General features: G+C 72.7%; 24 protein-coding genes and 1 pseudogene. 13 read left to right on the forward strand and 12 right to left on the reverse strand.

The window, feature by feature from the left end:
* The first annotated feature begins 165 nt into the window (after positions 1 to 165).
* The 5 genes from tuf (at position 166) to I4Q55_RS08835 (ending at position 5,053) form a co-directional block, all read left to right on the forward strand.
* Positions 166 to 1,350, forward strand: a complete 1,185-nt coding sequence (gene tuf, locus I4Q55_RS08815) for an elongation factor Tu (RefSeq protein WP_206785548.1) — start codon at positions 166 to 168, stop codon at positions 1,348 to 1,350.
* A gap of 155 nt (positions 1,351 to 1,505) precedes the next feature.
* Entirely contained in the window at positions 1,506 to 2,648 is a 1,143-nt protein-coding gene (locus tag I4Q55_RS08820) for an MFS transporter (RefSeq protein ID WP_206785549.1), read from the forward strand.
* A gap of 50 nt (positions 2,649 to 2,698) precedes the next feature.
* On the forward strand, positions 2,699 to 3,598 hold the full coding sequence (locus I4Q55_RS08825; RefSeq protein ID WP_206785550.1) for an acetaldehyde dehydrogenase (acetylating): 900 nt from the start codon (positions 2,699 to 2,701) through the stop codon (positions 3,596 to 3,598).
* Positions 3,595 to 4,620, forward strand: a complete 1,026-nt coding sequence (dmpG, locus tag I4Q55_RS08830; RefSeq protein ID WP_206785551.1) for a 4-hydroxy-2-oxovalerate aldolase — start codon at positions 3,595 to 3,597, stop codon at positions 4,618 to 4,620. Before I4Q55_RS08825 ends, dmpG begins: the two co-directional genes overlap by 4 nt.
* A 34-nt stretch (positions 4,621 to 4,654) precedes the next feature.
* Positions 4,655 to 5,053 carry an RDD family protein gene (locus I4Q55_RS08835; RefSeq protein WP_206785552.1) on the forward strand — a complete coding sequence of 133 codons (399 nt, stop codon included), beginning with the start codon at positions 4,655 to 4,657 and terminating at the stop codon, positions 5,051 to 5,053.
* Here I4Q55_RS08835 and pip read toward each other — a convergent pair.
* Together pip and I4Q55_RS08845 are read right to left on the reverse strand one after the other, a co-directional pair.
* Positions 5,050 to 5,988, reverse strand: coding sequence for a prolyl aminopeptidase (pip, locus tag I4Q55_RS08840; protein WP_206785553.1), 939 nt, complete (start codon positions 5,986 to 5,988; stop codon positions 5,050 to 5,052). The genes I4Q55_RS08835 and pip overlap by 4 nt on opposite strands.
* A gap of 13 nt (positions 5,989 to 6,001) precedes the next feature.
* Complete coding sequence (locus I4Q55_RS08845; RefSeq protein WP_206785554.1) at positions 6,002 to 7,516, reverse strand: FAD-dependent monooxygenase; 1,515 nt, start codon at positions 7,514 to 7,516, stop codon at positions 6,002 to 6,004.
* A 63-nt stretch (positions 7,517 to 7,579) separates the two neighbouring features.
* On the opposite strand from I4Q55_RS08845, the gene I4Q55_RS08850 reads away from it, so the two are divergent.
* Positions 7,580 to 8,212 carry a TetR/AcrR family transcriptional regulator gene (locus I4Q55_RS08850; protein ID WP_206785555.1) on the forward strand — a complete coding sequence of 211 codons (633 nt, stop codon included), beginning with the start codon at positions 7,580 to 7,582 and terminating at the stop codon, positions 8,210 to 8,212.
* Between the two features lie 12 nt (positions 8,213 to 8,224).
* On the opposite strand, the gene I4Q55_RS08855 is transcribed toward I4Q55_RS08850, so the two are convergent.
* Entirely contained in the window at positions 8,225 to 9,112 is an 888-nt protein-coding gene (locus I4Q55_RS08855; protein ID WP_206785556.1) for a LysR family transcriptional regulator ArgP, read from the reverse strand.
* A gap of 66 nt (positions 9,113 to 9,178) precedes the next feature.
* On the opposite strand from I4Q55_RS08855, the gene I4Q55_RS08860 reads away from it, so the two are divergent.
* Both I4Q55_RS08860 and I4Q55_RS08865 read left to right on the forward strand, forming a co-directional pair.
* Positions 9,179 to 9,781 carry a LysE family transporter gene (locus tag I4Q55_RS08860; protein WP_206785557.1) on the forward strand — a complete coding sequence of 201 codons (603 nt, stop codon included), beginning with the start codon at positions 9,179 to 9,181 and terminating at the stop codon, positions 9,779 to 9,781.
* A gap of 48 nt (positions 9,782 to 9,829) precedes the next feature.
* Positions 9,830 to 9,978: pseudogene (locus tag I4Q55_RS08865) on the forward strand (IS110 family transposase); the annotation flags it as partial.
* Positions 9,979 to 10,174: 196 nt separating this feature from the next.
* On the opposite strand, the gene I4Q55_RS08870 reads toward I4Q55_RS08865, so the two are convergent.
* The 6 genes from I4Q55_RS08870 to I4Q55_RS08895 all read right to left on the reverse strand — a co-directional run bounded on the left by I4Q55_RS08870 (position 10,175) and on the right by I4Q55_RS08895 (position 14,732).
* A complete protein-coding gene (locus tag I4Q55_RS08870) occupies positions 10,175 to 10,888 on the reverse strand; it encodes a 2OG-Fe(II) oxygenase (protein WP_206785558.1) in 714 nt (237 codons plus the stop codon).
* A complete protein-coding gene (locus I4Q55_RS08875; RefSeq protein ID WP_206785559.1) occupies positions 10,885 to 11,481 on the reverse strand; it encodes a methylated-DNA--[protein]-cysteine S-methyltransferase in 597 nt (198 codons plus the stop codon). Before I4Q55_RS08875 ends, I4Q55_RS08870 begins: the two co-directional genes overlap by 4 nt.
* Positions 11,478 to 11,954 (reverse strand): RNA polymerase sigma factor, encoded by a 477-nt coding sequence (locus I4Q55_RS08880; RefSeq protein ID WP_206785560.1) that lies wholly within the window; start codon positions 11,952 to 11,954, stop codon positions 11,478 to 11,480. The genes I4Q55_RS08875 and I4Q55_RS08880 overlap by 4 nt, the downstream gene beginning before the upstream one ends.
* A gap of 35 nt (positions 11,955 to 11,989) precedes the next feature.
* Positions 11,990 to 12,754 (reverse strand): putative protein N(5)-glutamine methyltransferase, encoded by a 765-nt coding sequence (locus tag I4Q55_RS08885; RefSeq protein ID WP_206785561.1) that lies wholly within the window; start codon positions 12,752 to 12,754, stop codon positions 11,990 to 11,992.
* Between the two features lie 12 nt (positions 12,755 to 12,766).
* A complete protein-coding gene (locus I4Q55_RS08890; protein ID WP_206785562.1) occupies positions 12,767 to 13,270 on the reverse strand; it encodes a L,D-transpeptidase in 504 nt (167 codons plus the stop codon).
* Between the two features lie 94 nt (positions 13,271 to 13,364).
* A complete protein-coding gene (locus tag I4Q55_RS08895; RefSeq protein ID WP_206785563.1) occupies positions 13,365 to 14,732 on the reverse strand; it encodes an APC family permease in 1,368 nt (455 codons plus the stop codon).
* 170 nt (positions 14,733 to 14,902) lie between these two features.
* Here I4Q55_RS08895 and I4Q55_RS08900 point away from each other — a divergent pair, with 170 nt between their 5' ends.
* The 5 genes from I4Q55_RS08900 to I4Q55_RS08920 all read left to right on the forward strand — a co-directional run bounded on the left by I4Q55_RS08900 (position 14,903) and on the right by I4Q55_RS08920 (position 19,399).
* The gene (locus tag I4Q55_RS08900) at positions 14,903 to 15,397 is read left to right on the forward strand and encodes an Lrp/AsnC family transcriptional regulator (RefSeq protein ID WP_167385019.1); all 495 of its coding nucleotides are present in this window, start codon (positions 14,903 to 14,905) and stop codon (positions 15,395 to 15,397) included.
* A 117-nt stretch (positions 15,398 to 15,514) separates the two neighbouring features.
* Positions 15,515 to 16,876: an aspartate aminotransferase family protein gene (locus I4Q55_RS08905; protein WP_206785564.1), complete on the forward strand. Its 1,362-nt coding sequence runs from the start codon at positions 15,515 to 15,517 to the stop codon at positions 16,874 to 16,876.
* 219 nt (positions 16,877 to 17,095) lie between these two features.
* Entirely contained in the window at positions 17,096 to 18,298 is a 1,203-nt protein-coding gene (locus I4Q55_RS08910; protein WP_206785565.1) for a cytochrome P450, read from the forward strand.
* A 31-nt stretch (positions 18,299 to 18,329) separates the two neighbouring features.
* A complete protein-coding gene (locus I4Q55_RS08915; RefSeq protein ID WP_206785566.1) occupies positions 18,330 to 18,719 on the forward strand; it encodes a hypothetical protein in 390 nt (129 codons plus the stop codon).
* Positions 18,720 to 18,721: 2 nt separating this feature from the next.
* Positions 18,722 to 19,399, forward strand: a complete 678-nt coding sequence (locus tag I4Q55_RS08920) for a response regulator transcription factor (protein ID WP_206785567.1) — start codon at positions 18,722 to 18,724, stop codon at positions 19,397 to 19,399.
* Between the two features lie 143 nt (positions 19,400 to 19,542).
* On the opposite strand, the gene I4Q55_RS08925 is transcribed toward I4Q55_RS08920, so the two are convergent.
* The 3 genes from I4Q55_RS08925 to I4Q55_RS08935 all read right to left on the reverse strand — a co-directional run bounded on the left by I4Q55_RS08925 (position 19,543) and on the right by I4Q55_RS08935 (position 23,283).
* Positions 19,543 to 20,703, reverse strand: a complete 1,161-nt coding sequence (locus tag I4Q55_RS08925) for a S8 family serine peptidase (protein ID WP_206785568.1) — start codon at positions 20,701 to 20,703, stop codon at positions 19,543 to 19,545.
* 5 nt (positions 20,704 to 20,708) lie between these two features.
* The gene (locus I4Q55_RS08930; protein ID WP_307793160.1) at positions 20,709 to 22,841 is read right to left on the reverse strand and encodes a hypothetical protein; all 2,133 of its coding nucleotides are present in this window, start codon (positions 22,839 to 22,841) and stop codon (positions 20,709 to 20,711) included.
* Positions 22,842 to 22,953: 112 nt separating this feature from the next.
* Positions 22,954 to 23,283, reverse strand: coding sequence for a hypothetical protein (locus I4Q55_RS08935; RefSeq protein ID WP_206785569.1), 330 nt, complete (start codon positions 23,281 to 23,283; stop codon positions 22,954 to 22,956).
* Positions 23,284 to 23,285 lie beyond the last annotated feature (2 nt).

Here is a 23,285-nt window from a genome sequence, read left to right on the forward strand (position 1 = left end):
GTCCCTGCCGAGCGCCCTGCCGGCACGGCCGTTTTCCGCTCTGCTGACCGGCGCTCGAAGCTGACCCTTCCCCGATTTCCCCCGCACTGGGCGCGAAACCGCCGGGGGAGGGTCGACGCGCTCCGCCCGGTTTCGCGCATTCTTCCTTCAACACAGGGAAAACCCATGACCAAGCAGCAGTACGTGCGGACCAAGCCGCACCTGAACATCGGCACGATGGGGCACGTCGACCACGGCAAGACCACCCTCACCGCCGCCATCACGAAGGTGCTGGCCGAGCGGGGTGGTGCCGACTTCGTCGCCTTCGACCGCATCGACCGCGCGCCGGAGGAGATCGAGCGCGGCATCACCATCAACATCGCGCACGTCGAGTACGAGACGCCGACCCGGCACTACGCGCACGTCGACATGCCCGGCCACGCCGACTACGTCAAGAACATGATCACCGGTGCGGCCCAGCTGGACGGCGCCGTGCTCGTGGTTTCGGCGCAGGACGGCGCGATGCCGCAGACCCGCGAGCACGTCGTGCTGGCGCGCCGGATCGGCGTCGAGCACCTCGTCGTCGCGCTCAACAAGGCCGACGTCGCCGACGACGAGGAACTGCTCGACCTGGTCGAGCTCGAGGTGCGCGAGCTGCTCACCCGCTACGGGTTCGACGGCGACGCCGTGCCCGTGGTCCGTGTGTCGGGGCTGCGCGCGCTCGAGGGCGACCCGCGGTGGACGCAGCGGATCCTCGACCTGCTCGCCGCCGTCGACGAGCACGTGCCGATCCCACCGCGGCGGCTCGACCTGCCGTTCCTGATGCCGATCGAGAACGTCCTCACCATCACCGGCCGCGGCACCGTCGTGACCGGCGCGGTGGAGCAGGGCACCCTCGCGGTCGGGGACGCGGTCGAGGTGATCGGGCTCGGCCCGGCGGTCACCAGCGTGGCCACCGGGCTCGAGACGTTCGGCAAGCCGATGGACCGCGCCGAGGCCGGCGACAACGCCGCGGTGCTGCTGCGCGGCGTCAAGCGCGGCGAGGTCCGGCGCGGCCAGGTCGTCTGCCTGCCGGGCAGCGTCCGTCCGTACACGCGGTTCCGCGCGGACGTCCACGTGCTGTCGGCCGCCGAAGGGGGCAGGCGGACGCCGTTCGCGGCGAACTACCGGCCGCAGTTCCACTTCCGCACCAGCGACGTCGTCGGGGTCGTCGCCCTCGCCGACGGCGTCGCCGTCGTCCGGCCGGGCGACGCGGCGGAGCTGACGGTCGAGCTGGGCCAGCCGGTCGCGATGAACCCGGGGCTGGGTTTCGCGATGCGCGAAGGCCGGCTGACGGTCGCCGCGGGCACCGTCCGCGAGGTGCTCGGCTGAAGACGCCGCTCGTCCCCGCCCGCGCGGGGACGAGCGGCCGCAGCCGGGAAGTCCGCCGGGCCGGACCGGCGGGAATCCGACGTCACCCGGCGTGGCGATCGAGCTGTCGCGAACCTGCCAGCCGGCGTGCTTCGCCGCCGGTTCACTGGGGCCTCATGAACACCTCCGTGCCCCGGTGGCCCGCCGTCTTCGCCGTCGCCGTCGGGATCTTCGCCATCGTCACCACCGAAATCCTCCCGATCGGGCTGCTGACGCCGATCGCGGCCGGCTTCGGCGTCTCGGCCGGGACCGCCGGCTGGACCATGACTGTGCCCGGGTTCGTCGCCGCCGTCGCCGCGCCGGTGGTCACGGTCGCGGCCGGGCGGCTCGACCGGCGGCTCGTGCTGGGCGGGCTGCTGGTGCTGCTCGCGCTCGCGGGTTTCCTCGCCGCCGCCGCGCCCACGTACGGGGTGCTGCTGGCCGCCCGGTTCCTCGTCGGCGTCGTCATCGGCGGCTTCTGGTCGATCGGTGCCGGCCTGGCGCCCCGGCTCGTCGGGACGGCGGCCGCCGCCCGCGCGACCTCGGTGATCTTCGCCGCCGTGCCGCTGGGCTCGGTGCTGGGCGTCCCGCTTGGCACCTTCATCGGGCAGCTCGCGGGCTGGCGGACGGCGTTCTTCCTGCTCGGCGTGCTGAGCCTCGGGACCGCGGCCGCCCTCGTGCTTCTCGCGCCGTCGTTGCCCCCTGAAGAAGCCACGCGCCTGAAAGTCCTGAGTGGACTGCTGCGGCGTCGCGGTGTCCGAAGTGGACTGCTGGTCACGTTCCTGGTCGTGCTGGCCCACTTCGGCACCTACACCTACGTCACGCCGCTGCTGCGGGACGTGGTCCGGCCGGAGGTGCTCAGCGGCTACCTGCTGGCCTACGGCGTGGCCGGGATCGCGGGCACCTTCCTGGCGGGGCGCCACGGAAAGGGCTTCGCGCTCGCGGCGGCGGTGCTCGCGGCCGCGGTGCTCGTCCTGCCGCACACCGGGCCGATCGGCGCGCTCGTGACCCTCGTGGCGTGGGGCGTGGCCTACGGCGCGGTGCCGGTGTACTCCCAGGCCTGGTTCGCCCGCGAAGCGCCGGACGCCCCGGAGGCGGCCACCGCGCTGTTCACGGCGTCGTTCCAGGCCACGATTTCGGCGGGGGCGCTGGCCGGCGGCTTCGTGGTGGACGCGGTTTCGGTGCCGGCCGTCATGACCTGCGGGGGAGTGGCCGCCGCCGTCGCCGGGCTCGTCATCCTCGGCGCCGGCCGCCGTTCACCGGACCGGGCGTTCCGGTGAACGGAACGTCCGGCTGTCGCCTGCCCTCGCCGCGGTGCGACGGTCGGACCATGGCTCCCGTGATGGCGGCGATCGTCGGCCCCGGCAACATCGGCACCGATTTGCTGGCGAAGCTGCGACGCAGTGAAGTGATCGAAGTCGGCTATGTGGTGGGTGTGGTCGAGTCGGACGGCCTCGAGCGCGCCCGCGCGCAGGGGATCGCGGCGTCCGCGGAGGGCGTCGACTGGCTGCTGCGCCAGGACCCCCTGCCGGAGCTGGTGTTCGAGGCGACGTCGGCGAAGGCGCACGCCGCGAACGCCCCGCGGTACGAAGAAGCCGGTATCCAGGCGATCGACCTGACCCCGGCGCACCTGGGCCCGATGGTGTGCCCGCCGGTGAACCTCGGCACCCACCTCGACGCCCCGAACGTCTCGATGATCACCTGCGGCGGCCAGGCGACGATTCCCATGGTGCACGCCGTCTCCCGGGTGACGACGGTGCCGTACGCGGAGATCGTCGCTTCGGTGGCTTCCCGCAGCGCCGGGCTGGGGACGCGGGCGAACATCGACGAGTTCACGCGCACGACGTCGCAGGCGGTCGCCGAGATCGGCGGCGCCGGGCGCGGCAAGGCGATCATCATCCTCAACCCGGTCGAGCCGCCGATGATCATGCGGGACACGGTGTTCTGCGCGATTCCCCCGGACGCCGACCGGGACGCGATCACCGCGTCGATCCACGAGATGGTCGACGAGGTGCGCGAGTACGTCCCCGGCTACACGCTCCGGGCGGATCCGCAGTTCGACGACGCGCGCGAGGACTGGGATGGCAACGCTCGCGTCGGGATCTTCCTCGAGGTCCGCGGCAACGGCGACTACTTGCCCGAATACGCCGGGAACCTGGACATCATGACCGCCGCGGCCGCCCGGGTCGGCGAGCTGATGGCGGGCGCGAAGCAGGAGGTGTCCGCATGACTCGCCCGGAACTGCGCCACGACGTCCGGATCGTCGACACGACACTGCGTGACGGCAGCCACGCGATGGCCCATCGCTTCACCGAGCAGCAGGTGCGGGACACCGTGCGCGCGCTCGACCGGGCGGGCGTCGAGGTCATCGAGGTGACCCACGGCGACGGCCTCGGCGGCTCGTCGTTCACCTACGGCTTCTCCGCCGTCGACGAACTCGAGCTCATCGCCGCGGCGCGCGAAGAGGCGAAGCAGGCGAAGATCGCCGTGCTGCTCGTGCCGGGGATCGGCACGGCCGAGGACCTGCAGCGCGCCTTCGACGCGGGCGCGGAGATGGTCCGGGTGGCGACGCACTGCACCGAGGCCGACGTCTCGCCGCAGCACTTCGGGCTGGCGCGCGAACTCGGCATGGAGACGGCCGGGTTCCTCATGATGGCGCACCGGACGCCGCCGGAGGACCTGGCGAAGCAGGCCCGGATCATGGTCGACGCGGGCTGCCAGGCGGCCTACGTGACGGACTCGGCGGGCGCGCTGCTGATGCACGAGGCCCGCGCCCGCTTCGAAGCGCTGGTCGCCGAGGTCGGCGACACGGCGTGGGTCGGCTACCACGGGCACCAGAACCTCTCGCTCGGCGTCGCGAACTCGGTCCTGGCCCACGAAGCGGGCGTGCGGTACATCGACGGCTCGCTGTGCGCGCTCGGCGCGGGCGCCGGCAACTCGCCGACGGAGGTCCTGGCGGCGGTGTTCGACCGCCTGGGGATCGACACGGGCCTGGACGTCGGGGCCCTGCTGGACGCGGCGGAGGAGGTCGTCCGCCCGTACCTGCACCGCTGGCCGAAGATGGACCGGAACGCGATCGTCCAGGGCTGGGCGGGGGTGTACTCCAGCTTCCTGCTGCACGCCGAGCGCGCGGCCGAGCGCTACGGCGTCCCGGCGCAGGCGATCCTGCGCCGGTGTGGCGAGCTGGCGCTGGTGGGCGGCCAGGAGGACATGATCATCGACGTGGCGGTGCGACTGGCGGCGGAGAAGTAGGCAACCGAACGCGGGGCTCGGGCGTGGGAGGGGCATGGAGATCGACCCCACCCTGGACGACGCGCCGGACATCCCCTGGCCCGTGCGCCGCCGCCTGCTGCGCACGGGCCCGATCCGGCGGGCGTCGTGGCAGCGGCGCGTACCGGCGGTGTCCGTGGACCTCGTGCTGCATTTCATCGTGGCGGCCGTGGTCGCGGCGGAGGTCGACGTGGAGGGTGGCATCGCCTACTTCGTGACGTTGGTGGCGACCTACCTCGTGGCCTCCTTCGGGCACCGCGTGTTCCTGCAGCGGTGGTGGGGCGCCACGATCGGCAGGCTGCTCGTCGGCCTGCGCTGCGCGGACCCGCAGACGGGCCGGCCGCCGACCCTGCGCCGGCTCGCTTTCGGCTGGCTGTACGGGCTGTTGGCGACCATCGCCGCCGTGCTCCCTTAACCGGCGAACTTCGCCAGTGCGGCGAGCAGCCAGGCCCGTTTGACGTCGCTGGCGCCGTGGCCGGACCGGTCGTCGACGAGGAGTTCGGCGCCGGGCCAGGCCTCGGCCAGTTCCCACGCCGTCGTCACCGGGCAGCCGAGGTCGAGCCGGCCGTGGATCAGCACGCCGGGGATGCCGGCCAGGCGTCCGGCGTCGCGGATCACCGCGCCCTCCTCGAGCCAGCCGGCGTGCGCGTAGTAGTGCGTGGTGAGCCGGACGAACGCCAGCAGCGCGTCGTCCGGCGGTCCACTGTGGACGTCGGCGGTGGCGCCCGGTTCCAGCGAGAGAACCGTTCTCTCCCAGGCGTCCCACGCGAGCGCGGCGCGTTCGCGCCGGCCCGGGTCGGCCATCAGCCGGGCGTAGGCGGGCACGACGTCGTCGTCCCCGGCGACGTCCCGGAAGCGCTGCCACGCCTCCGGGAAGAAGCGGCCCACCCCGCGGTACAGCCAGTCGATCTCCGATCGGCGTGTCGTGCTGATCGCGCTGACCACGATCTCCGTCACCCGGTGCGGGAAGCGCTCGGCGTACACCAGCGCCAGCGTCGCGCCCCACGAGCCACCCCGCACCAGCCAGCGTTCGATGCCGAGGTGCTCCCGCAGCCGTTCCAGGTCGGCGACGAGGTGGTCCGTCGTGTTGTGCCGCAGCGACGTCGCGGGGCCGGCGGCGTGCGGACGGCTCCGGCCGCAGCCGCGCTGGTCCAGCAGGACGACGCGGTAGCGGGCCGGGTCGAACGCCCGCCGCATGCCGGGTGTGCAGCCCTGGCCGGGGCCGCCGTGCAGCACCACCGCCGGCTTGCCGTCCGGGTTCCCGCAGGTCTCCCAATACACGTGGTGGCCGTCGCCGACGTCCAGCAGGCCTCGGTCGTAGGGTTCGATCGGCGGGTGGAGTTCGATCACCGGCCCCATCCTGTCAGGCGGGTGCGCCGAACCACCTGTGCAGCGCTGCTTCGAGGCCGGCCACCGAACCGCCCTCCCGCGCCCAGGCGATGTGGCCGTCCGGCCGGACCAGCACGCCCGTGAGCGCCGGCTCGCTGTCGCACTTCATGGTCAGCACGCCGACCCGCCCGGCCCAGCCGTTCGCCGTCTCGCGCAGGCCGGCGTGGTCGGCGAGGTCGAGCAAGAGGGCCTTGCCGTTGTGGAGGTGCTCGCCGAGCCTGCTGCCGTCGGCGAACGCGAAGTCGGGCGCGGCGCGGCCGGTGAGGTCGTGCTCGCCCTCGATCGGGTAGCGGTGCAGGACACCGGAGAGCTTCTTCGCGAGGTACGTCGCGCCGTCGCCGGTGTGCAGCAGGTCGTCGACGACCCGGCGCAGCGCCCGGGTCCGCACGTCGCTGCGCATCAAGGCGACCTGCGCCCGGGTCCACTCGAGGACCCACTCGCCGATCGGGTGCCGCTCGGTCGTGTAGGTGTCGAGCAGGCCCTCGGGCGCCCAGCCGTGGACGGTCGCGGCGAGCTTCCAGCCCAGGTTGACGGCGTCGCCGATGCCGAGGTTGAGGCCCTGCCCGCCGAAGGGGGAGTGGACGTGCGCCGCGTCCCCGGCCAGCAGCACACGGCCCCGGCGGTAGGTGCTCGCCTGCCGGGCGTTGTCGGTGAAGCGGGTCGCGCTGTGGAGCTGGGTCACCCGGACGTCCGCGCCGGACACGCGCCGGAAGCTGTCTTCGATCTCCTGCGCGGTGACCGGTGCGTCCCGGTCCGCGGGCGGCCCGTCGAACTCGACGGTGAGGACCCGCCCGGGCGTCGGCCCGTGGACGTAGAGCCCGCCGGGGCCGTGCTGCCAGCCCGCCGGCAGGACGTCGGCGCCGGTGAGTTCGGTGAGCGCCTGCCGTCCGGTGATGGCCGGGTCGGTGCCGGGGAACTCGAAGCCGGCCTGCTTGCGGACGAAGCTGCGGCCCCCGTCGGCACCCACGAGCCAGCCGGCGCGCACGGTTTCCCGGTCGTCGAGGTGCACGCTCACGCCGTCGTCGTCGGCGTCGAACCCGGTGAGCTCGACACCACGCCGGATCTCGACGCCCAGTTCGGTGGCGCGCTCGGCGAGGATCGCCTCGACGTCCTGCTGCTGGATGACGACCACCCGCGCAGCGGGCCCGACGTCCCGGAAGGCCGGATCGCCGAAGTCGACGCCGTCCGAGGCGACCATGATCCCGGCGAAGTGCCCCACCGGCACGGTCTTCGGGCCACCCCCGCCGCGTGACTCGAGGAACTTCCGGATCTGCGCGGAGTTCCGCTCCACGACGGCGTCCATCGCGGGCAGCAGGCCCCGGCGGTAGAAGGCTTCGCCCGTCGTCAGGTTGACCGACCCGGCCTTGATCGTCTGGTCCGGCTCGGGCAGCCGTTCGACGACGAGCACGTCCACGCCCGCCAGCCGCAGTTCGCAGGCCAGCATCAAGCCGACCGGTCCGCCCCCGGAGATCACCACATCCCTGTTCATGGCTCCGATGATGCCGAAAAACTTTTACCGAGTCAAACTTTGATCTCGGTCTATACTCGGCGCATGGCGGACCCCGGACTGCGCGAGCGGAAGAAGCAGGCCACCCGCCTGCTGATCTCCAACGTGGCCACCGGCTTGTTCATCGAGCGCGGCTTCGAGGAGGTGACGGTGGCGGAGATCGCCGAGGCGGCGGGCGTGTCGAAGATGACGGTGTTCAACTACTTCCCCCGCAAGGAGGACCTCTTCCTGGACCGCCACGCGGACCGCCTGGCGGAGCTGACGGAGGTGGTGCGCTCCCGCCCGGCGGGCGTGTCGCCGTGCACGGCGTTGCGCCGCCACCAGCACGAGCTGCTGGCCTCGGGCCACCCCCTGTCGGGCGCGATACCGGGCGGCCCGGGTTTCTGGTGGGTGCTGACGTCGAGCCCGGCCCTGACGGCCCGCTGGTACGAGCAGGAGCGCGAGATCGCGGACGCGTTCACCGAGGTGCTGACGGAGGAGACGGGGGAGGCGTTCCGCTCCCGGATGGTGGCGGGCCTGCTGACGACGGCGATCACGACGGTGTTCGCGCACGCGATAGGCCGCATAGTGGCCGGCGACGACGCCGAAGTGGTCCGGCGCGAGCAGGTGGCGGTCATCGACCAGGCTTTTGATCTGGTCGAGCGCGGGGTGGGCGGCTTTCCCGCCGCGGGGAACTGACGACGCGGGCCTTCAACGCAGCGCTTCCTGCGCGGCCCGGGCCACCGCCTCGGCCACCGCGGCCAGGGCCGGGGAGTCCAGCTTCCACTGCTGCCAGTGCAGCGGGACGTCGACGGGGCGGTCCGGGGCCAGGTCCACCAGGGCGGCTCCGCGCGGGCCCGCCTGCAGCTCCGGGACCATGCCCCAGCCGAGGCCGGCCGCCACGGCGTCCACGAACGACTCCGAGGCCGGGATGTGGTGGCGGACCATCGTGAAGGTGCGGCGGCGGGTGAGGGCGCGGAGGAAGCGGTCCTGCAGGTCGTCCTTGCGGTCGAACACGATCACCGGGGCCGCCGGGAGGGACGTCGTCAGGGGCGCGTCGGCGAGCCGGCGGGCGACGAACTCCGGGGACGCCATGGCGCGGTAGCGCATGCGGCCGAGGCGGTGGGACGTGCAGCCCTGGACCGGCTGGGGTGACGCCGTCACCGCCGCCATCACCAGGCCCTCGCGCAGCAGGGCCGCGGTGTGGTCTTCGTCCTCGCGCTGGAGGTCGAAGCAGACGCCCTGGTCCTCGGCGATCCCGGTCAGGGCCGGCAGGAACCAGGTGGCCAGGGAGTCCGCGTTCACCGCGATCGGCACCGTGCGCGTGCCCTCCGCGCCGAGGCCCAGCTCGGCGAGGGCGTCCTGCTCCAGCTGCGCCAGCGATCGGCCGAAGCGGACCAGGACCTGACCCGACGCGGTCAGCTGGATCGGCTTGGTGCGGAGCAGCAGGACCCGCCCGGTGCGTTGCTCCAGGGCCTTCACCCGCTGGCTGACCGCGGACGGCGTCACGTGCAGCACCGCGGCCGCGGCGTCGAAACTCTGCTCGTCCACCACGGCGAGCAGCGTCTTGACCTGGTCGAGCGGGAGATCCGACATCACGAGTGCTAATGTTACGTAAGAATCTTTAGCTGGAGTAATGAGGCAGGCGGGTCATACCGTGACGGGGTGCTCCCTCTCCTGCTGGCCGGGTTCGGAACCGGCCTGTCCCTGATCGTCGCGATCGGTTCCCAGAACGCGTTCCTGCTGCAACAAGGTCTGCGCGGCGGCGCGGTGGCACCGCTGGTCGTCATCTGCGCCGCGTCCGATGTCGTGCTGATCGGGCTCGGCGTCAGCGGGCTCGGCGCCGTGCTGGAGCAGTGGCCGACGGCCATCGGCGTGATCGCCGTCGGCGGCGGGCTGTTCCTGCTCGGCTACGGGGCACTCGCGGCGCGGCGGGCGTTCCGGCCGTCGGTCATGACCGTCGGCGAGGAACGGACGCCGCTGCGCAAGGCCGTGCTCGCCTGCGTGGCCTTCACCTGGCTGAACCCGCACGTCTACCTCGACACGGTCCTCCTGCTCGGCTCGGTGGCGGTCGCCCACGGCACCGGGCGCTGGCTGTTCGGCCTCGGCGCCGGGATCGCCAGCGCGGTCTGGTTCAGCGCCCTGGGCTTCGGCGCCCGGCGGCTGGCCGGGGTGTTCGCGAAGCCGACGGCATGGCGGGTGCTCGACGTCGTGATCGCGGTGACGATGACCGGCCTCGGGCTGTCGCTGCTGCTCGGCCGGGTGTGATCACGCCGTCAGGATGCTCGGCAGGTGCGCCTCCTGCCGGGGTCCTGGCCTCGATGCCGCGCCTACTACGACCGCAGCCGAGCCGAGGGCAGAAACACAACGCCGCGCTGATCTGCCTCGCCTGCCGCCGCTGCGACGTCCTCGACGCCATGCTCCGCTACGGCACCCACTACCGACAACCCGCTCCCGCTGCGGCTGACAACCATAGGGACCCCCGGCCTCGTGCGGCAGGCGGCCGACGGATCGGGTCGGGTCGGGTCGCCGTCGCCGGCACCAGGTCGCCCCGCGCCTCGGCGATCTGCTCGGCGTCCGCCCGGGACGCGGTGTCCGTGCCGATCACGATGTGCCGCGCCCGGTCGAGCAACCCCGGCAGCGCCTCGAGTTCGCGGGACGTCATGCTGCGTCGTGGAACACGAGGCCGAGCGTGTGCCGCCGGCCGGACCGGACCGCCGAGACGCCGTGGCGGACCGGGGCCGCCGACCAGCCGCGGGCCGAGCGGACCGGCCTGTCCCGGGTGGTGAACACCAGGCCGTGGCCCTGCGGGATGAGCGTCGCCGTGCCGCGGGACTGGGCTCGCGGCCGCTGCTCCACCAGGAGGAACTCGCCGCCGGTGTGGTCGGTGCCCGGCTCGTTGAGGTTGATCACCACCTGTAGCGGGAACACCTTGTCGCCGTAGAGGTCGCGGTGCAGCGCGTTCCACCCGCCCGGTTCGTAGCGCAGCAGGATCGGCGTCGGCCGCCGTTGGCCCGCCGCGTGGCAGACCGCCAGCCACTCGTCCAAAGTGGACGGCCACTCCGCCGGTCGACCGAGCCGCGCGGACCAGTCCCGCGCGATCGGCAGCAGCCGCGGGTAGAGCGCCTGCCGCAGCCGCTGCACCGGCTCCGGGAACGGCGCGGCGAAGTAGTGGTAGTCGCCGTTGTCCCCGAACCGGTGGAGGCGCAGGTTCACCGTCGCCCGGAAGTGCGACGGTTCGTCCCACAGCGCGACCAGCCCCGCGCACTCGGCCGGGGTGAGCAGCCGCGGCAGGAGCGCGCAGCCGTAATCGTCGACCTCGGCGGCCACCGCGGCCCAGTCGGCGGCGGCGACGCGCTCTTCGAACGTCTTCACGCCGCCTCCATCGTCAGCAGGACCCGCTTGGCTTCCTCGCCGCCGGCGTACTGGCCGTACGACCCGTCGGACCGGACGACCCGGTGGCACGGCACCACCACCGGCAGGGGGTTGAGCGCGCACGCCGTGCCGACCGCGCGGACCGCCTTCGGGCTGCCGGCCGCCGCCGCGACCTGCGCGTAGCTTTCCGTGTGGCCGTAGGCGATCTCGGGCAGGTGGTCGAGCACCGCCCGGCGGAACCCCCGCGCCAGCCGGAGATCCAGCGGGACGTCGAAGACCTGCCGTTCGCCGGCGAAGTACTCGGCGAGCTGGCGGATGACTTCCTCGAACCGGGACGGCGCCCGGAGGATGCGCGGGCTGATGCTCGACGCCAGCTCGGTCAGCACGGCGTCGTGGTCCTGGCGTTCGAAGGCCACCTTCACGAGGCCCTCCTCGGTCGCCGCCAGCAGCAGCGACCCGACCGGGGAGCCGACCGTGTGGTAGGCGACGTCCAGCAGGCCCTCGCGGGCAGCGTCGGCGACGAGCCGCTCGTGCATCGGGTTCGGGTCGAGCAGGATCTCGTCCCGCAAGTGCTTGAAGAAGAAGTCCGTCATGAGTGCGCTCCTTCCAGGGGGTAGCTCGCCCGTAGTGCTTTGACGCCGTCGGCGGCCGCGCGGCGCGCGGCGTCGACGGTGCCTCCGGTGATCTCCGCGATCTCGCGGTACGGCAGCCCGGCCAGGTAGTGGTAGGCGACGGCGAGGCGCTGCTTGTCCGGCAATCGCGCCAGCGCGTCCCACAAATCGCCGTTCCACGCCGCCGCGCGGCCGGGCCGGTCCGGGAGCTCGCCGACCGGGACCGGGTCGCGGGCCCGCGCGCGGGTGACGTCGACGGCCTTGCGGTGCGCGATCGTGACGAGCCAGGCTTGGACGTTCGCGTCGGCGGGCAGCTCCGGGTACGCCTTCAACGCCGCCAGGAAGGTTTCCGACCAGGCGTCTTCGGCGTCGGCCGGCCCGAGCACGGCCCGGCAGACCCGGAGGACCATCGGCCCGTGCTCGGCGACGACTTGCTCGAACGGTTTCACGATCACATGAGGTAGACGTCCGGGAGCGCCGGAACGTGAGATCACGGTTTCGCGGTGCCGGTGACGACGGTCGCGCCCAGCTCGTCGCAGGAGTGCACGCGCGGCGGCAAGCCCGCTGCCGCAAGGATTTCCGCGAGCACCGGCGCCTGCCGTTCACTCGATTCGATGAGCAGCGTCCCGCCCGGCGCGAGCCAGTCCGGCGCACCCGCGGCGACCCGGCGGGCGAGATCGAGGCCGTCCGCGCCGCCGTCGAGCGCCACCAGCGGCTCGTGCAGGCGAGCTTCCGGCGGCATCGTCGCGACAGCCTCCGAAGGCACGTACGGCACATTCGCCAGGAGCACCGACACCCGGCCACGCAGGGAAGCCGGCAACGCGGAGTAGAGATCGCCCTGGTGGACAAAGGCGTCCGGCAGGTTCAGCCGCGCGCACTCGACCGCGGCGGCCTCGACGTCGGCGGCGTGCAGTTCACGCGGCGGCAGCGTCGCGGCGAACGCGGCACCGAGCGCCCCCGAGCCGCAGCACAGGTCGAGCACCACCGGTTCCGGCGGCGCGAGCGAGACGGCCACGTCGACGAGGAACCCCGTGCGGTGCCGCGGCACGAACACGCCGGGCCGCACGGTGACGCGCAGGCCGTGGAACTCCGCCCAGCCCAGCAGGTGCTCCAGCGGCAGCCCGGCGACGCGGCGTTCGACGAGCGCGTCGAGTTCCGCGGGGGACGTGGCCGCGGCGACGAGGAGATCGGCCTCGTCCTCGGCGAACACGCAGCCCGCGGCGCGCAGCCGGGAGACGACGGTGGGAGTGTCCAACGAGGAGGGAGCCTACAAGACCTGCACCGCGTCGCCGACGTTCAGCCCGTCGAAGAACGCCGCCGAATCGGCGTCGGTCAGGTGGACGCAGCCGTGTGACGGCGTGTCGATCGGTCCGGCGTGGAAGGCGATGCCGCCGGCGGCGAAGAACACCGAGTTGGGCATGTCGGTGCCGTACTGGCTGCTGCGGTGCTCGCGGTCCTTCCACACGACGTGGAACGACCCGGCGGGCGTCGCCTGGCCGGGTGACCCGAACCCGGCCGGGACCGGGCCGCGGACCACCCGGCCGTCCCGCAGCAGCCAGGCCAGCCGCTGCGCCAGGCTCACGCAGGCGCCGGTCGTGATCGCGCACGGCGGCGCGGGCGGGGGAGCGGTGGTCTTGCCGGTCGTCACCGGAGCGGTGGTGGTCAGCGGTACCGGCTCGGCGATCGGGCTCGGCGTCGTGGTGCGCGGCGCCGAGCACGCCGTCGTGACCAGCACCGCCCCCAGCAGGGCCACCACCCCGGTCCTGCGCATCCGTCGTCCCCTCGCCGAAGAACCTGCCGGTGACCAGTACGGGTGAACGGCCCCGAAGGTTGAGCGCGCGTGGGTTACCCCGGAAGGGTGACGGCTATTCCTGCGGCACCGTCACGACCCACCGTCCGGGGCGCCGGCGCAGGTACCCCCACCAGTACAGGGCCGACACGACGAGGACCGCGGCGGTGATGCCGAGGTCCAGCGCGCTCTGCTCGACCAGGACGTAGGTCAGCGCCGCGACGGCCAGCCCCGGCACGAGCGGCCACGCCGGCATCCGCCACACGTGCGGCTTCCGGTGCGCCGCCCGGCGCGCGCCGAGCGCGGCGATCGCGACGCTCAGGTAGAGCGCGACGACGGCCACCCCGGTGACGCCGCTGAGCGTGTCCACCGGCACGAAGCAGAGGACGGCTTCGGACAGGCCGACCACCAGCGTCGCGACCCACGGCGCACCGAACCGCTCGCTCACCACGCTCATCGCCCGGTTGACCGGCGTCGGCCACGCGCGGTCGCGGGCGGAGGCGTAGAGCACCCGCGAGTTCTGGATGACCATGACGATCACCGCGTTCACGATCGCCGCCGCGATGCACAGGCTGATCGCCACCCCGACGCCGCTGCCGCCCCAGCCGGTGACCAGCGCGGTCAGGTCGAGCCCGGCGAGCGCGGCGGTGTCCGGCACGGCCAGGGTGATCGCCACGACCGGCACGAGGATGACGACGGCGCTGATCCCGAGCGTCCAGAACACCGTCCTGGCCACGGTCCGGCGCGGTTCCCGCATCTCCTCGGCGAGGTAGACGGCGGTGCTGAAGCCCTGCGTGACGAACAGCGCGACAGCGAGCCCGGCGACGACGGCGATCAGCCCGATCCCGCTGGTGCCGAGGCTCGGCTTGACCAGCACGGCCGGGCTCTGCGTGGCGTGCGTGAACGCGAGCAGCGAGACGACGAAGATCGCGACGACCTCGATGACCAGGAAGATCCCGGTGATCCAGGCGTTGGAGCGCAGGTTCAGCAGCCCCATCACAGTGCCGGCGACCATCACGAGCGCGCCCGCGACCGACGGGCTGACGTCGATGACGGCGGCGAGGTAGTCGGCCACGCCGATCGCGATGATCGGGGGCACGACGAGGATGACGACGAACGACAGCATGAACGTCAGCCAGCCGGCGAACCGGTTCGCCACCGTCGTCACCATCGCGTACTCGCCGCCGGCGCTCGGCACCAGCGTGCCGAGTTCGGAGTAGCAGCAGGCGATGCCGGCGCAGAGCAGCACGGCGAGGGCGATGGCGAGCGCGGTGCCGGTGCCGAGGTCGGCGAACAGCGGGGGAACGAGGACGAACAGCGACGACGCCGGCGTCACGCAGCTGAGCGTGAGCAGCGTGCCACCGCCGACGCCGATGGAACGGGTGAGCGTGCGGGTCTTCGGTGCGGCCGCTGCGACGTCGGGCGGGGCGGGAGTGCGGGGCATGGGCGTTCCCTCCGGCCGGGAGCTGGGTGCGACGGATGGAACAGCACCGATTCAGTGTTGTCAACGCGTTCGGAACGACTGATTTAGTTGTCTGAAGGCGGTGAGACATTCGGATTCAGTCACTCTTCGTCACGGCGTGGCGGGTTTGCCCGCCGCTGCCCGCGTCGGGGATGATCCGGGGCGTGAGCAGCCAGGACACGACCGGCCGGCCCGCCCCGCCGGTGCTCGACGAGATCTCGCGGCAGATCATCGCGCAACTGCAGGAGGACGGGCGGCGTGCGTACGCGACCATCGGCAAGGCCGTCGGCCTGTCCGAGGCCGCGGTCCGGCAGCGGGTGCAGCGGCTGTCCGACTCCGGGGTCATCCAGATCGTCGCCGTCTCGGATCCCTTGCAGGTCGGGCTGTTCCGGCAGGCGATGATCGCGATCACCGTCGACGGCCCGCTGGAGCCGGTCGGCGACGCACTGGCCGAAATGGACGAGATCGCGTACGTGATCCTCTGCGCCGGGCGCTACGACCTGCTCTGCGAGGCCGTCTGCGCGGACGACGAGGCGCTGCTCCAGCTGATCTCGACGCGGATCCGCGCGCTGCCCGGTGTCCGGCACGCGGAGGCGATGGTCTACCTGAAGCTGCGGAAGCAGACCTACCAGTGGGGCACTCGCTGACCGTGACGACTAAATCCGAAGGTTTCACTGCCTGGGCGATCATGAATTAGTCGTCGAAATTCGGCTGGACGACTGAATCGCTTGCGCTCTGGGTGGAGTGCGTGCGATAACCGGGGTATGACTGCCGACCTCGCCCAGGCTGCCCGCGACAACCTCTGGCTGCACTTCACCCGCCACTCGGCCTACGCGGACACCGACGTCCCGGTGATCGTCCGCGGCGAAGGCGCCTACATCTGGGACGCCCACGGGAAGCGTTACCTGGACGGGCTCGCCGGCCTGTTCGCGGTGCAGGTCGGCCACGGCCGCGAAGAACTCGCCGAGGCCGCCGCGCGGCAGACGAAGCAGCTCGCGTACTTCCCGCTGTGGGGCCACGCGCACCCGACGGCGATCGAACTGGCTTCGCGGCTCGCTGCCGCGGCGCCGGGTGACCTCGATCGAGTGTTCTTCACCGTGAGCGGCGGCGAGTCCGTCGAGACGGCGTGGAAGCTCGCGAAGCAGTACTTCAAGCTCGTCGGGAAGCCGGGCAAGCACAAGGTGATCAGCCGCGCGCTGGCCTACCACGGGACGTCACAGGGCGCGCTGTCGATCACCGGCATCCCGGGCGCGAAAGCGGACTTCGAACCGCTCGTGCCGAGCACCCTGCGCGTGCCGAACACGAACTTCTACCGCGCGCCCGAGCACGCCGACGACTACGAGGCGTACGGCCGCTGGGCCGCCGACCAGATCGAGCAGGCGATCGAGTTCGAGGGCGCGGACACGGTGGCCGCGGTGTTCCTGGAGCCGGTGCAGAACACCGGCGGCTGCTTCGTGCCGCCGCCCGGCTACTTCGCGCGGGTGCGCGAGATCTGCGACAGGCACGACGTGCTGCTGGTGTCGGACGAGGTGATCTGCGCGTTCGGCCGGCTTGGCCACGACTTCGCGGCCAAGCGGTACGGCTACCGGCCGGACATCATCACGACGGCGAAGGGCCTGACGTCGGGCTACGCGCCGCTGGGCGCGGTGCTGGCTTCGGAGCGGTTGATGGAGCCGTTCACCCACGGCGCGACGACGTTCATGCACGGCTCGACGTACGGCGGCCACCCGGTGTCGTGCGCGGTGGCGCTGGCGAACCTCGACCTGATGGAGCGGGAGGATCTGTACGGGCACGTGCTGCGGCGGGAGGACGCTTTCCGGTCCACTTTGGACCGGTTGCTGGACCTGCCCATCGTCGGGGACGTTCGCGGGGCCGGGTTCTTCTACGGCATCGAGCTGGTGAAGGACAAGGCGACCAAGGAGACGTTCTCGGCCGAGGAGTCCGAGCGGGTGCTGCGGGGGTTCCTGTCCGAGGCGCTGTTCGAGGCCGGGTTGTACTGCCGGGCCGATGATCGGGCCGAGCCGGTGGTGCAGCTGTCGCCGCCGTTGGTCTGTGATCAGGCGGAGTTCGACGAGATGGAACAGATTCTGCGGGACACGCTGACCCGGGCTTGGAAGATGCTGTAGGGGTGGCCTCCGGCCCCCGGCATCCACGATACCGGGCGGCACCGACAGTTCCGGCTCTGCGGGCGGCCGCGCTGACCCGATCGGGCGGGGAACTCGCGTTCCCGGCCCGATCACTCCTTTCCTGAGTACCGTAGGTTTGCGGGGGGCCGGGAACGCGGCCGGACACCGGCCCTGCCCGTGTCCGCGCCGATCGGCCGCGTTCTGCGGGGAGGAGACCCGATGACCGCCACCACGGACAGCCCGCGCCTGCCTTTCGAACGGCCGAACGTGCTGGAAATCGCGCCGCTCTTCGCGGTGCTGCGGCGGCAGGGACCCGTTGTTCCGGTGACCACCCCGGCCGGGGACCCGGCCTGGCTCGTCACCGGCTTCGAGCAGGTCCGCGCGGTGTTCACCGATCCGCGGTTCGGGCGCTCGCACCCGGCGCCGGAGGAAGCCGCGGCGTTGTCGAACGCCGCCATCCTGAGCCGGCCGCAGGGAGACCACGAAACCGAACACACCGAGCACGCGCGGATGCGGCGGATGCTCGTGCCCGCCTTCTCCGCCAACCGGATCCGGCGGCTCGCCGGCCACGTCCAGGAGCTCGCCGACGGCTGCTTCGACACCATGGAGCAGGCCGGCGACGGCCCGGTCGACCTGCACGAACACCTCTCGTTCCCGTTGCCGGTCCTGGTCATCTGCGAGCTGCTGGGCGTGCCGTACGAAGACCGCGACACCTTCCGCGTGCTGTCCGACCGGATGGGGCGGATGGACATCGGCGACGGCGCGGACGCGGCGCTCGACGAGTTCACCGCCTCCATGAGCCGGCTCGCCGCGGCCAAACGGCGGAATCCCGGCCAGGACGTCGTGTCGGACATGGTCCGCGCGCAGGCCGAGGATCCGTCCTTCACCGACGACGACCTCGCGCGGCTCGCCGCCGGCCTGCTGTTCGCCGGCCACGAGACCACGTCCAACCGGATCGACCTCGGCGTGCTCTACCTGCTCACCGATCTCGCCCGCCGCGACGCGCTGGCTGCCGATCCCGAGGGCCGGGTGCACGGCGTCGTCGAGGAAATCCTGCGGCTGTCCGCCCCGAGCGGGCTCGGCGTCCTGCGGTACGCGCACGACGACGTCGAGGTCGGTGGCGTCACCATCGCGCGCGGCGACGCCGTCGTGCTGTCGATCGCGGCCGCGAACCGGGACGGCTCCGTGTTCCCGGAGCCGGACAGGTTCGACCCGGACCGCAAGCCGAACTCGCACGTCGCCTTCGCCTACGGTGGCTGGTTCTGCATCGGCGCCAGCCTGGCCCGCACCGAACTGCGCGTCGTGTTCGGCTCGCTGTTCCGGCGGTTCCCGGGGTTGCGCCTGGCCGTCGGGGTGGATGAACTCCGGGTCCGGACCAACCGTGTCACCGGGGGAGTGGACCGCGTGCCGGTCCTCTGGTAGACCAACGGCGGTCGTGAGCGGAGGAAAAGAAGTGACGTTGTGGGACAAGCTCGGGATGGACGACAAGCTCGTCAAGGTGCTGCAGGAGATCCCGCCGGGTCCCGACGCGGAGGAGTTCGGCCGGGCGTACGTCACGATCCACCAGCTGGCCGTCGAGCTCGACCAGCGGTTTCCCGAGGTGCGCAAGCAACTGGACGTGCCGCTGGGCGGCGGCGCGACGCGGCACGCCGGTCTCGTCGAACTGCTCGGCAAGGAACTCGTGGACAAGATCAGGCGCTACGGCGACGTCTACCCGATCGAAGCCGCGCAGCTTTCGTCGGTGCGGTTCCGGGAGGTGCGGCTGCGCGGTCCGGGCGGCCGTGACCTCGTCGGCGCGTCGAAGACCGACCTGCCGTTGATCCGCCTGCGGCCGAAGGACTGAGGGTGCTCGCGCCGCCGGTCCGGGTCCTGGTGGCCGAGCGCGACCCGGCGGTGCGAGCGCGCCTGAGCACGATCCTCGGCGACGCCGACGGCATCGAGCTGGTCGGCACGGTCCCCGACGCGACGGCGGCGCGGGTCACCCTGCGCCGCCGGCTGCCGGATGTGCTGCTGCTCGACCTGCGCCTGAGCCCGCCGGAGGAGTTCCCCCGGCGCCCGGCGGTGGTGGTGCTGGCGACGTTCGACTCGGACGCGCGGATCCTGCGCGCCCTCCGCGACGGCGCGGCCGGGTTCGTGCTGCGGTCGGCCCGCGGGAGGGACCTGGTCAGGGTGGTCCGGCTGGCGGCGGACGGCCACCTGGTGCTGTCCCCGGACGCCACCCGCCGGCTGGTGTCGGCGGCGACCCGGCTGTCCGGCCCGCGCGACGAGCGGCTGGCACGGGTGGACCGGTTGTCGGCCCGCGAGACCGAGGTGCTCGCGGGGGTGGGCGCGGCGCTGACGAACGCGGAGATCGCCGGGCGGCTGGGCCTGCCGGAGCCGGTCGTGCGCGAGTGCGTGGCCCGGGTGGTGCGGAAACTGGACTGCGCGCACCGGACGGCGGCCGGACTGCTGGCCTACGAGCGCGGGCTGTGCCGGCCGGGACAGGGCGGGCTCGAGGCGCCGCGCGCGGCCGGGCGGGAGTGACGCGGGCCGGTGAGACCACATCGCCGGGTGGCGCCGGTGGCGTGGGCTGGCGGGCCCATGCTGCGGGGTCGCACGGGCTGGCAGGCCCACGCCGCGGGGCGGTACCGGTGGCGCAGGCCGCGAAACCCGCGCCACCGGTACCTTCAGAACCCCGCCAGGCCGTTCGGCACCCCGACACCCGTCGGCGCGTCATAGCCAGGACCCGCCACGCACAGGTAATCCCAGCCGCACTTCTTCCCCGCGCCCGCAGGGTCGTTGTGGCCCGTCGTCACGTCCGTGAACGACGCCGCCTTCGCGTACAGGTCCCCCGGCTGCGTCACTCCCGCGTGACCCGCCCGGCCGATCAACCCCGCGACGAACGGTGCCGACGCGCTCGTGCCGCTCGCCGGGAGCCAGCCGCCCGCGTCCGCGAAGTGGATGGCGACGTCCTCGGCCACCGCCGACACGTCCGCCACCGTCCGCTTGGCGCAGTGGGTGTCCTTCTGCCACCTCGGCTTCGCGATGTACGCCGAACACCCGCTGCCGCCGTACGGCCACGCCTGCTCCGCCCAGCCGCGCGGGGAGTCCGGGTCGCGGGCCAGCGAGGTGCCGCCGACCGCCACCGTCGAGGCCAGGACCGCCGGGTAGCTCGCCGCCGTGAAGCCGCTGTCGCCGGAGGATGCCACCACCGTCACTCCCGGGTGCCGGTAGTGGCTCGCGTACGCCAGTGCCGCGCCGCCTTCCCGGGCGCCGTAGCTGTTCGACACCACCTTCGCGCCCAGCCGTACCGCCGTGTCCTCAGTCTCCGCCAGGTCGGCGAAGCCGGGCGAGTTGCCCTCCACGACCAGGATCCGGCACGACGGGCACGCCGCCGACACCATCGAGACGTCCAATGTGGACTCCAGTGCCCAGCCGAAGTCGGCCGCCGGCAGGGGTGCCGGGGCGCCCTGCTGGTTCACCTTGCGGAAGCAGCCGTTCGCCGTCGTGCACGGTGGCAGCCCGTACTGGGCCCGGTAGGTGGCCAGGTCCGCCTCCAGGTTCGGGGCGTCGTAGGCGATCGAGATCGCGATGACCTCGTCCGGTCCCGCCGCGGCGGGCAGTTCGTAGGCCGACGCCAGGTCGTCGGCGCCCCAGCCGACCGGGCTGCTCGCCGAGGCGCGGGCCGCGGGTGGTGCGTAGGTGGTGAGGCAGCGCAGCAGGCCCGGCCCCGGTTCGGGGCACGCGGCACGCGCGGCCGGCGCCGCGTTCGCCACCGGCGTGACCACGCCGACGGCCGCCACCGCGATGGCCAGCACCCCCAGCCATTTTCTGTTCACTGTGGACATTCCCCTCATGCCGGGTGGACGTGGTAGGCGTCGGTGATCGTCTCGCTGATCGTCGCCCCGGCCGCGTCGGCAGCCGTGACGCGCAGGGAGACGTCCGTGCCGCGGAACGACTGCGCAAGCACGCTGAACTCCGCGTGGAACACCCCGTCGCCGCGGGCGCTGACGGGGGCGTCCTGCCAGGTCGTGCCGTCGGTCGAGTACTGCACGGTCGCCGCCGTCACCGGCGCTGCGGTGCTCTGCTGCAGGTGCCCGACCGTGAGGTCCAGGCTCTGCGGGCCGGACACCGTCGATCCGTCCGGCCGCAGCCCGCCGACCGCGTACCCCAGCGTCAGCAGCGGCTCGACCGCGCACTCCCGGTCCGGGCCGCCCGCCCCGCGGGCGCAGTACAACGTCGGCGGCAGCGTCGAGCCCTCGACGTGCCGCGACTGCCACGTCCACTCGGTGTGGGTCGCGGTGCTCTGCCGGTACATCGGCCCGGTGCGCCCGGCGTCGATCGTGAGCCCCAGCGTCGACGGGCCGGGCGCGACCTCCTGCTCGAAGCCGACCGCGGTGGCCCCCAGCGGCTCGCCTTCGGCCAGCGTGGTGCCGTCCTGGGTGAACCGGTAGTGCCCGGTGATCGTGTCCCGCGACTCGCCGTAGAAGCCGAAGCCGGTGTGGCCCGGCTGGTTGTCGCTGAACGGCGTGAGCGAAAACCGCAGCAGATCGCCCGCCCGGGTCGCGCCCGGCAGCGTGTACGACCGGCCGTCCGACAGCGGCAGCAGCGCCACCGCGCCCGCCGGGTGCAGCGGGAAGCGGTTCCAGTCCTCGGTGACCGACGAACCGCCGCGGTAGGTGTGGAACTCCTCGCGCTGGCCGCCGGCCCAGCCGGGGAACGGCCCCGGCAGCACGTACTTCGAGAACCCGCCGAACCACCCCAGGTCCGGCGCGGCCGAGACGTACTCGGTCTGCTTGCGCGGCAGCTGGATCGGATGCGCCGGACGGCCGCTGACGTCCTCGAACGAGAACATCCCGCTGCGCTGGCGCAGGCCGAGCGAGGAGTACTCGCTGAAGTAGGTGGCGTCCACCGCGGCGACGTCCTTCGCTGTGATCACGTACCGCTGCTGCGGAATCACGCCGACGCTCGCCTTCTGCAGCACGTATTCGTACGGCGTGCCCGGCCCGGGCGGCGACACGAGCCTGCTGTACGGGTACGTCTGCAGGGCACCGGTGCGCACCGGGACGGCCGTCGGCGACACCGAGATCGGCACGCCGGGCCCGGCGTCGAAGTCGACGAGCAGCGCCGGCCCGGTCTTGGCGGCCCGGCGGAACAGGAACCCGGTGTCGTCGAGCAGCGCCGGGCGCGGCGTCACCCAGGTCACCTTGCTGGACGCCCGTTTCGCGTCGACGCGGACTCCCCGGTCCGCCTGCACCGCGAACTCCGGTTGCGCGCTGAACCGCAACTCGGTCGGGTTGCCGTCGGCGTCGGTCGTCCAGAACACGCCGAGCGCGCTGTAGTTGCCGTCCGGCACGCTGAACTTGGCCGTGCCGCCGAAGAAGTAGTTGAAGTTCTCGTCCGGGGCGAGCGTGTTGCCGTCGTCGGTGTTGTAGAGGAACGCGATGCCGGTGTCGGCGGGCTTGCCCGCGATGTCGGTGGCGTCGACCGACACCGTCCGCATCACCGACCGCGGCCGGGCCGCCTGCCGCTTCGGCGCTCCCGGCAGGGCGTAGCGGACGCCGTTCGCGAACAGCCCCTGGCCGCCGAACCGGCCGCGGGCACTGTCCTCTTTGAACTGCCGGGCCAGCGCGGCGCCGAACGTCGTGGCGTCCACCGGGGCCTTGGCGCCGGCCAGCAGCGCCTTGACGTCGAACAGGCTCAGGTCGAGCCCGCGCCCGAGGTAGGGCAGCGCGGTGCCGGGAACCTCGTAGTCCCGGCCGCCGAGGCGCAGGTGCACCAGCGCCCGCGCCATGCCCTTGGCCGCGGCGGGCCGGACCTCGAACGTGTCCCGGCCGTCCGGGGCGGTCCGGACGGTCACCTGGTCGCCGGTGACGAGCGTGACGGTCGAGGACGGGACCGCGGCGACGGCCGACGGCGGGGCGAGCCCGGTGAGCCCCGCCGAACCGGCGAGCAGGATCGCGAACACCGAAAATGTTCTTCGCACTGGCACCTCCGTGTGGTGGTCGATCACCACAGTCGACGGCCCAGCCGCTCCTCCCGTTGAGCCCGGTTCCCGATCTCCGGCGAATTACGCCGACCGGCCCAACGACGGACAGTCAGCGCCGCGCCTGGTCGACGGCTTCGAGGAACGCGCGGACCTTGGCGAGGTTCCGGTATCCGTAGTGGAACACGTTGCCGGGCAGGGGATCGACGCCCGACGGCACGTTCGAGACGACCTCCGTGGAGAGGTTCGGGGCCACGAAGACGATCTCGCCGTGCTCCCGCCGGGTGGCTTCCCGGTGCGTGAGGCCGGTGAGCTTCCTGGCCGGGAACCGGCACGGCTTGTCGCTGCCGACGAGGCCCCACCTGATCGCGATCTTGAGCGTGATGGTCCGGCCGTCGAAGTGGATCGATCTGCGCCTGTCCCGGACGTGGTGGTGCTTCACGG

This window comes from Amycolatopsis sp. MtRt-6, assembly GCF_017308975.1.
Lineage (GTDB): Bacteria > Actinomycetota > Actinomycetes > Mycobacteriales > Pseudonocardiaceae > Amycolatopsis.

Bases quoted from the DNA above. Each gene is read 5' to 3' on its own strand.
- I4Q55_RS08850 (WP_206785555.1), top strand. From the start codon at position 7,580: ATGGCGGACCCCGGACTGCGCGAGCGGAAGAAGCAGGCCACCCGCCTG.
- dmpG (WP_206785551.1), top strand. From the start codon at position 3,595: ATGACTCGCCCGGAACTGCGCCACGACGTCCGGATCGTCGACACGACA.
- I4Q55_RS08900 (WP_167385019.1), top strand. From the start codon at position 14,903: ATGATCCGGGGCGTGAGCAGCCAGGACACGACCGGCCGGCCCGCCCCG.
- I4Q55_RS08875 (WP_206785559.1), bottom strand. From the start codon at position 11,481: ATGACGGACTTCTTCTTCAAGCACTTGCGGGACGAGATCCTGCTCGAC.
- I4Q55_RS08820 (WP_206785549.1), top strand. From the start codon at position 1,506: ATGAACACCTCCGTGCCCCGGTGGCCCGCCGTCTTCGCCGTCGCCGTC.
- I4Q55_RS08825 (WP_206785550.1), top strand. From the start codon at position 2,699: ATGGCTCCCGTGATGGCGGCGATCGTCGGCCCCGGCAACATCGGCACC.
- I4Q55_RS08845 (WP_206785554.1), bottom strand. From the start codon at position 7,516: ATGAACAGGGATGTGGTGATCTCCGGGGGCGGACCGGTCGGCTTGATG.
- I4Q55_RS08910 (WP_206785565.1), top strand. From the start codon at position 17,096: ATGACCGCCACCACGGACAGCCCGCGCCTGCCTTTCGAACGGCCGAAC.
- I4Q55_RS08890 (WP_206785562.1), bottom strand. From the start codon at position 13,270: ATGCGCAGGACCGGGGTGGTGGCCCTGCTGGGGGCGGTGCTGGTCACG.
- I4Q55_RS08835 (WP_206785552.1), top strand. From the start codon at position 4,655: ATGGAGATCGACCCCACCCTGGACGACGCGCCGGACATCCCCTGGCCC.
- tuf (WP_206785548.1), top strand. From the start codon at position 166: ATGACCAAGCAGCAGTACGTGCGGACCAAGCCGCACCTGAACATCGGC.
- I4Q55_RS08925 (WP_206785568.1), bottom strand. From the start codon at position 20,703: ATGTCCACAGTGAACAGAAAATGGCTGGGGGTGCTGGCCATCGCGGTG.
- I4Q55_RS08895 (WP_206785563.1), bottom strand. From the start codon at position 14,732: ATGCCCCGCACTCCCGCCCCGCCCGACGTCGCAGCGGCCGCACCGAAG.
- I4Q55_RS08905 (WP_206785564.1), top strand. From the start codon at position 15,515: ATGACTGCCGACCTCGCCCAGGCTGCCCGCGACAACCTCTGGCTGCAC.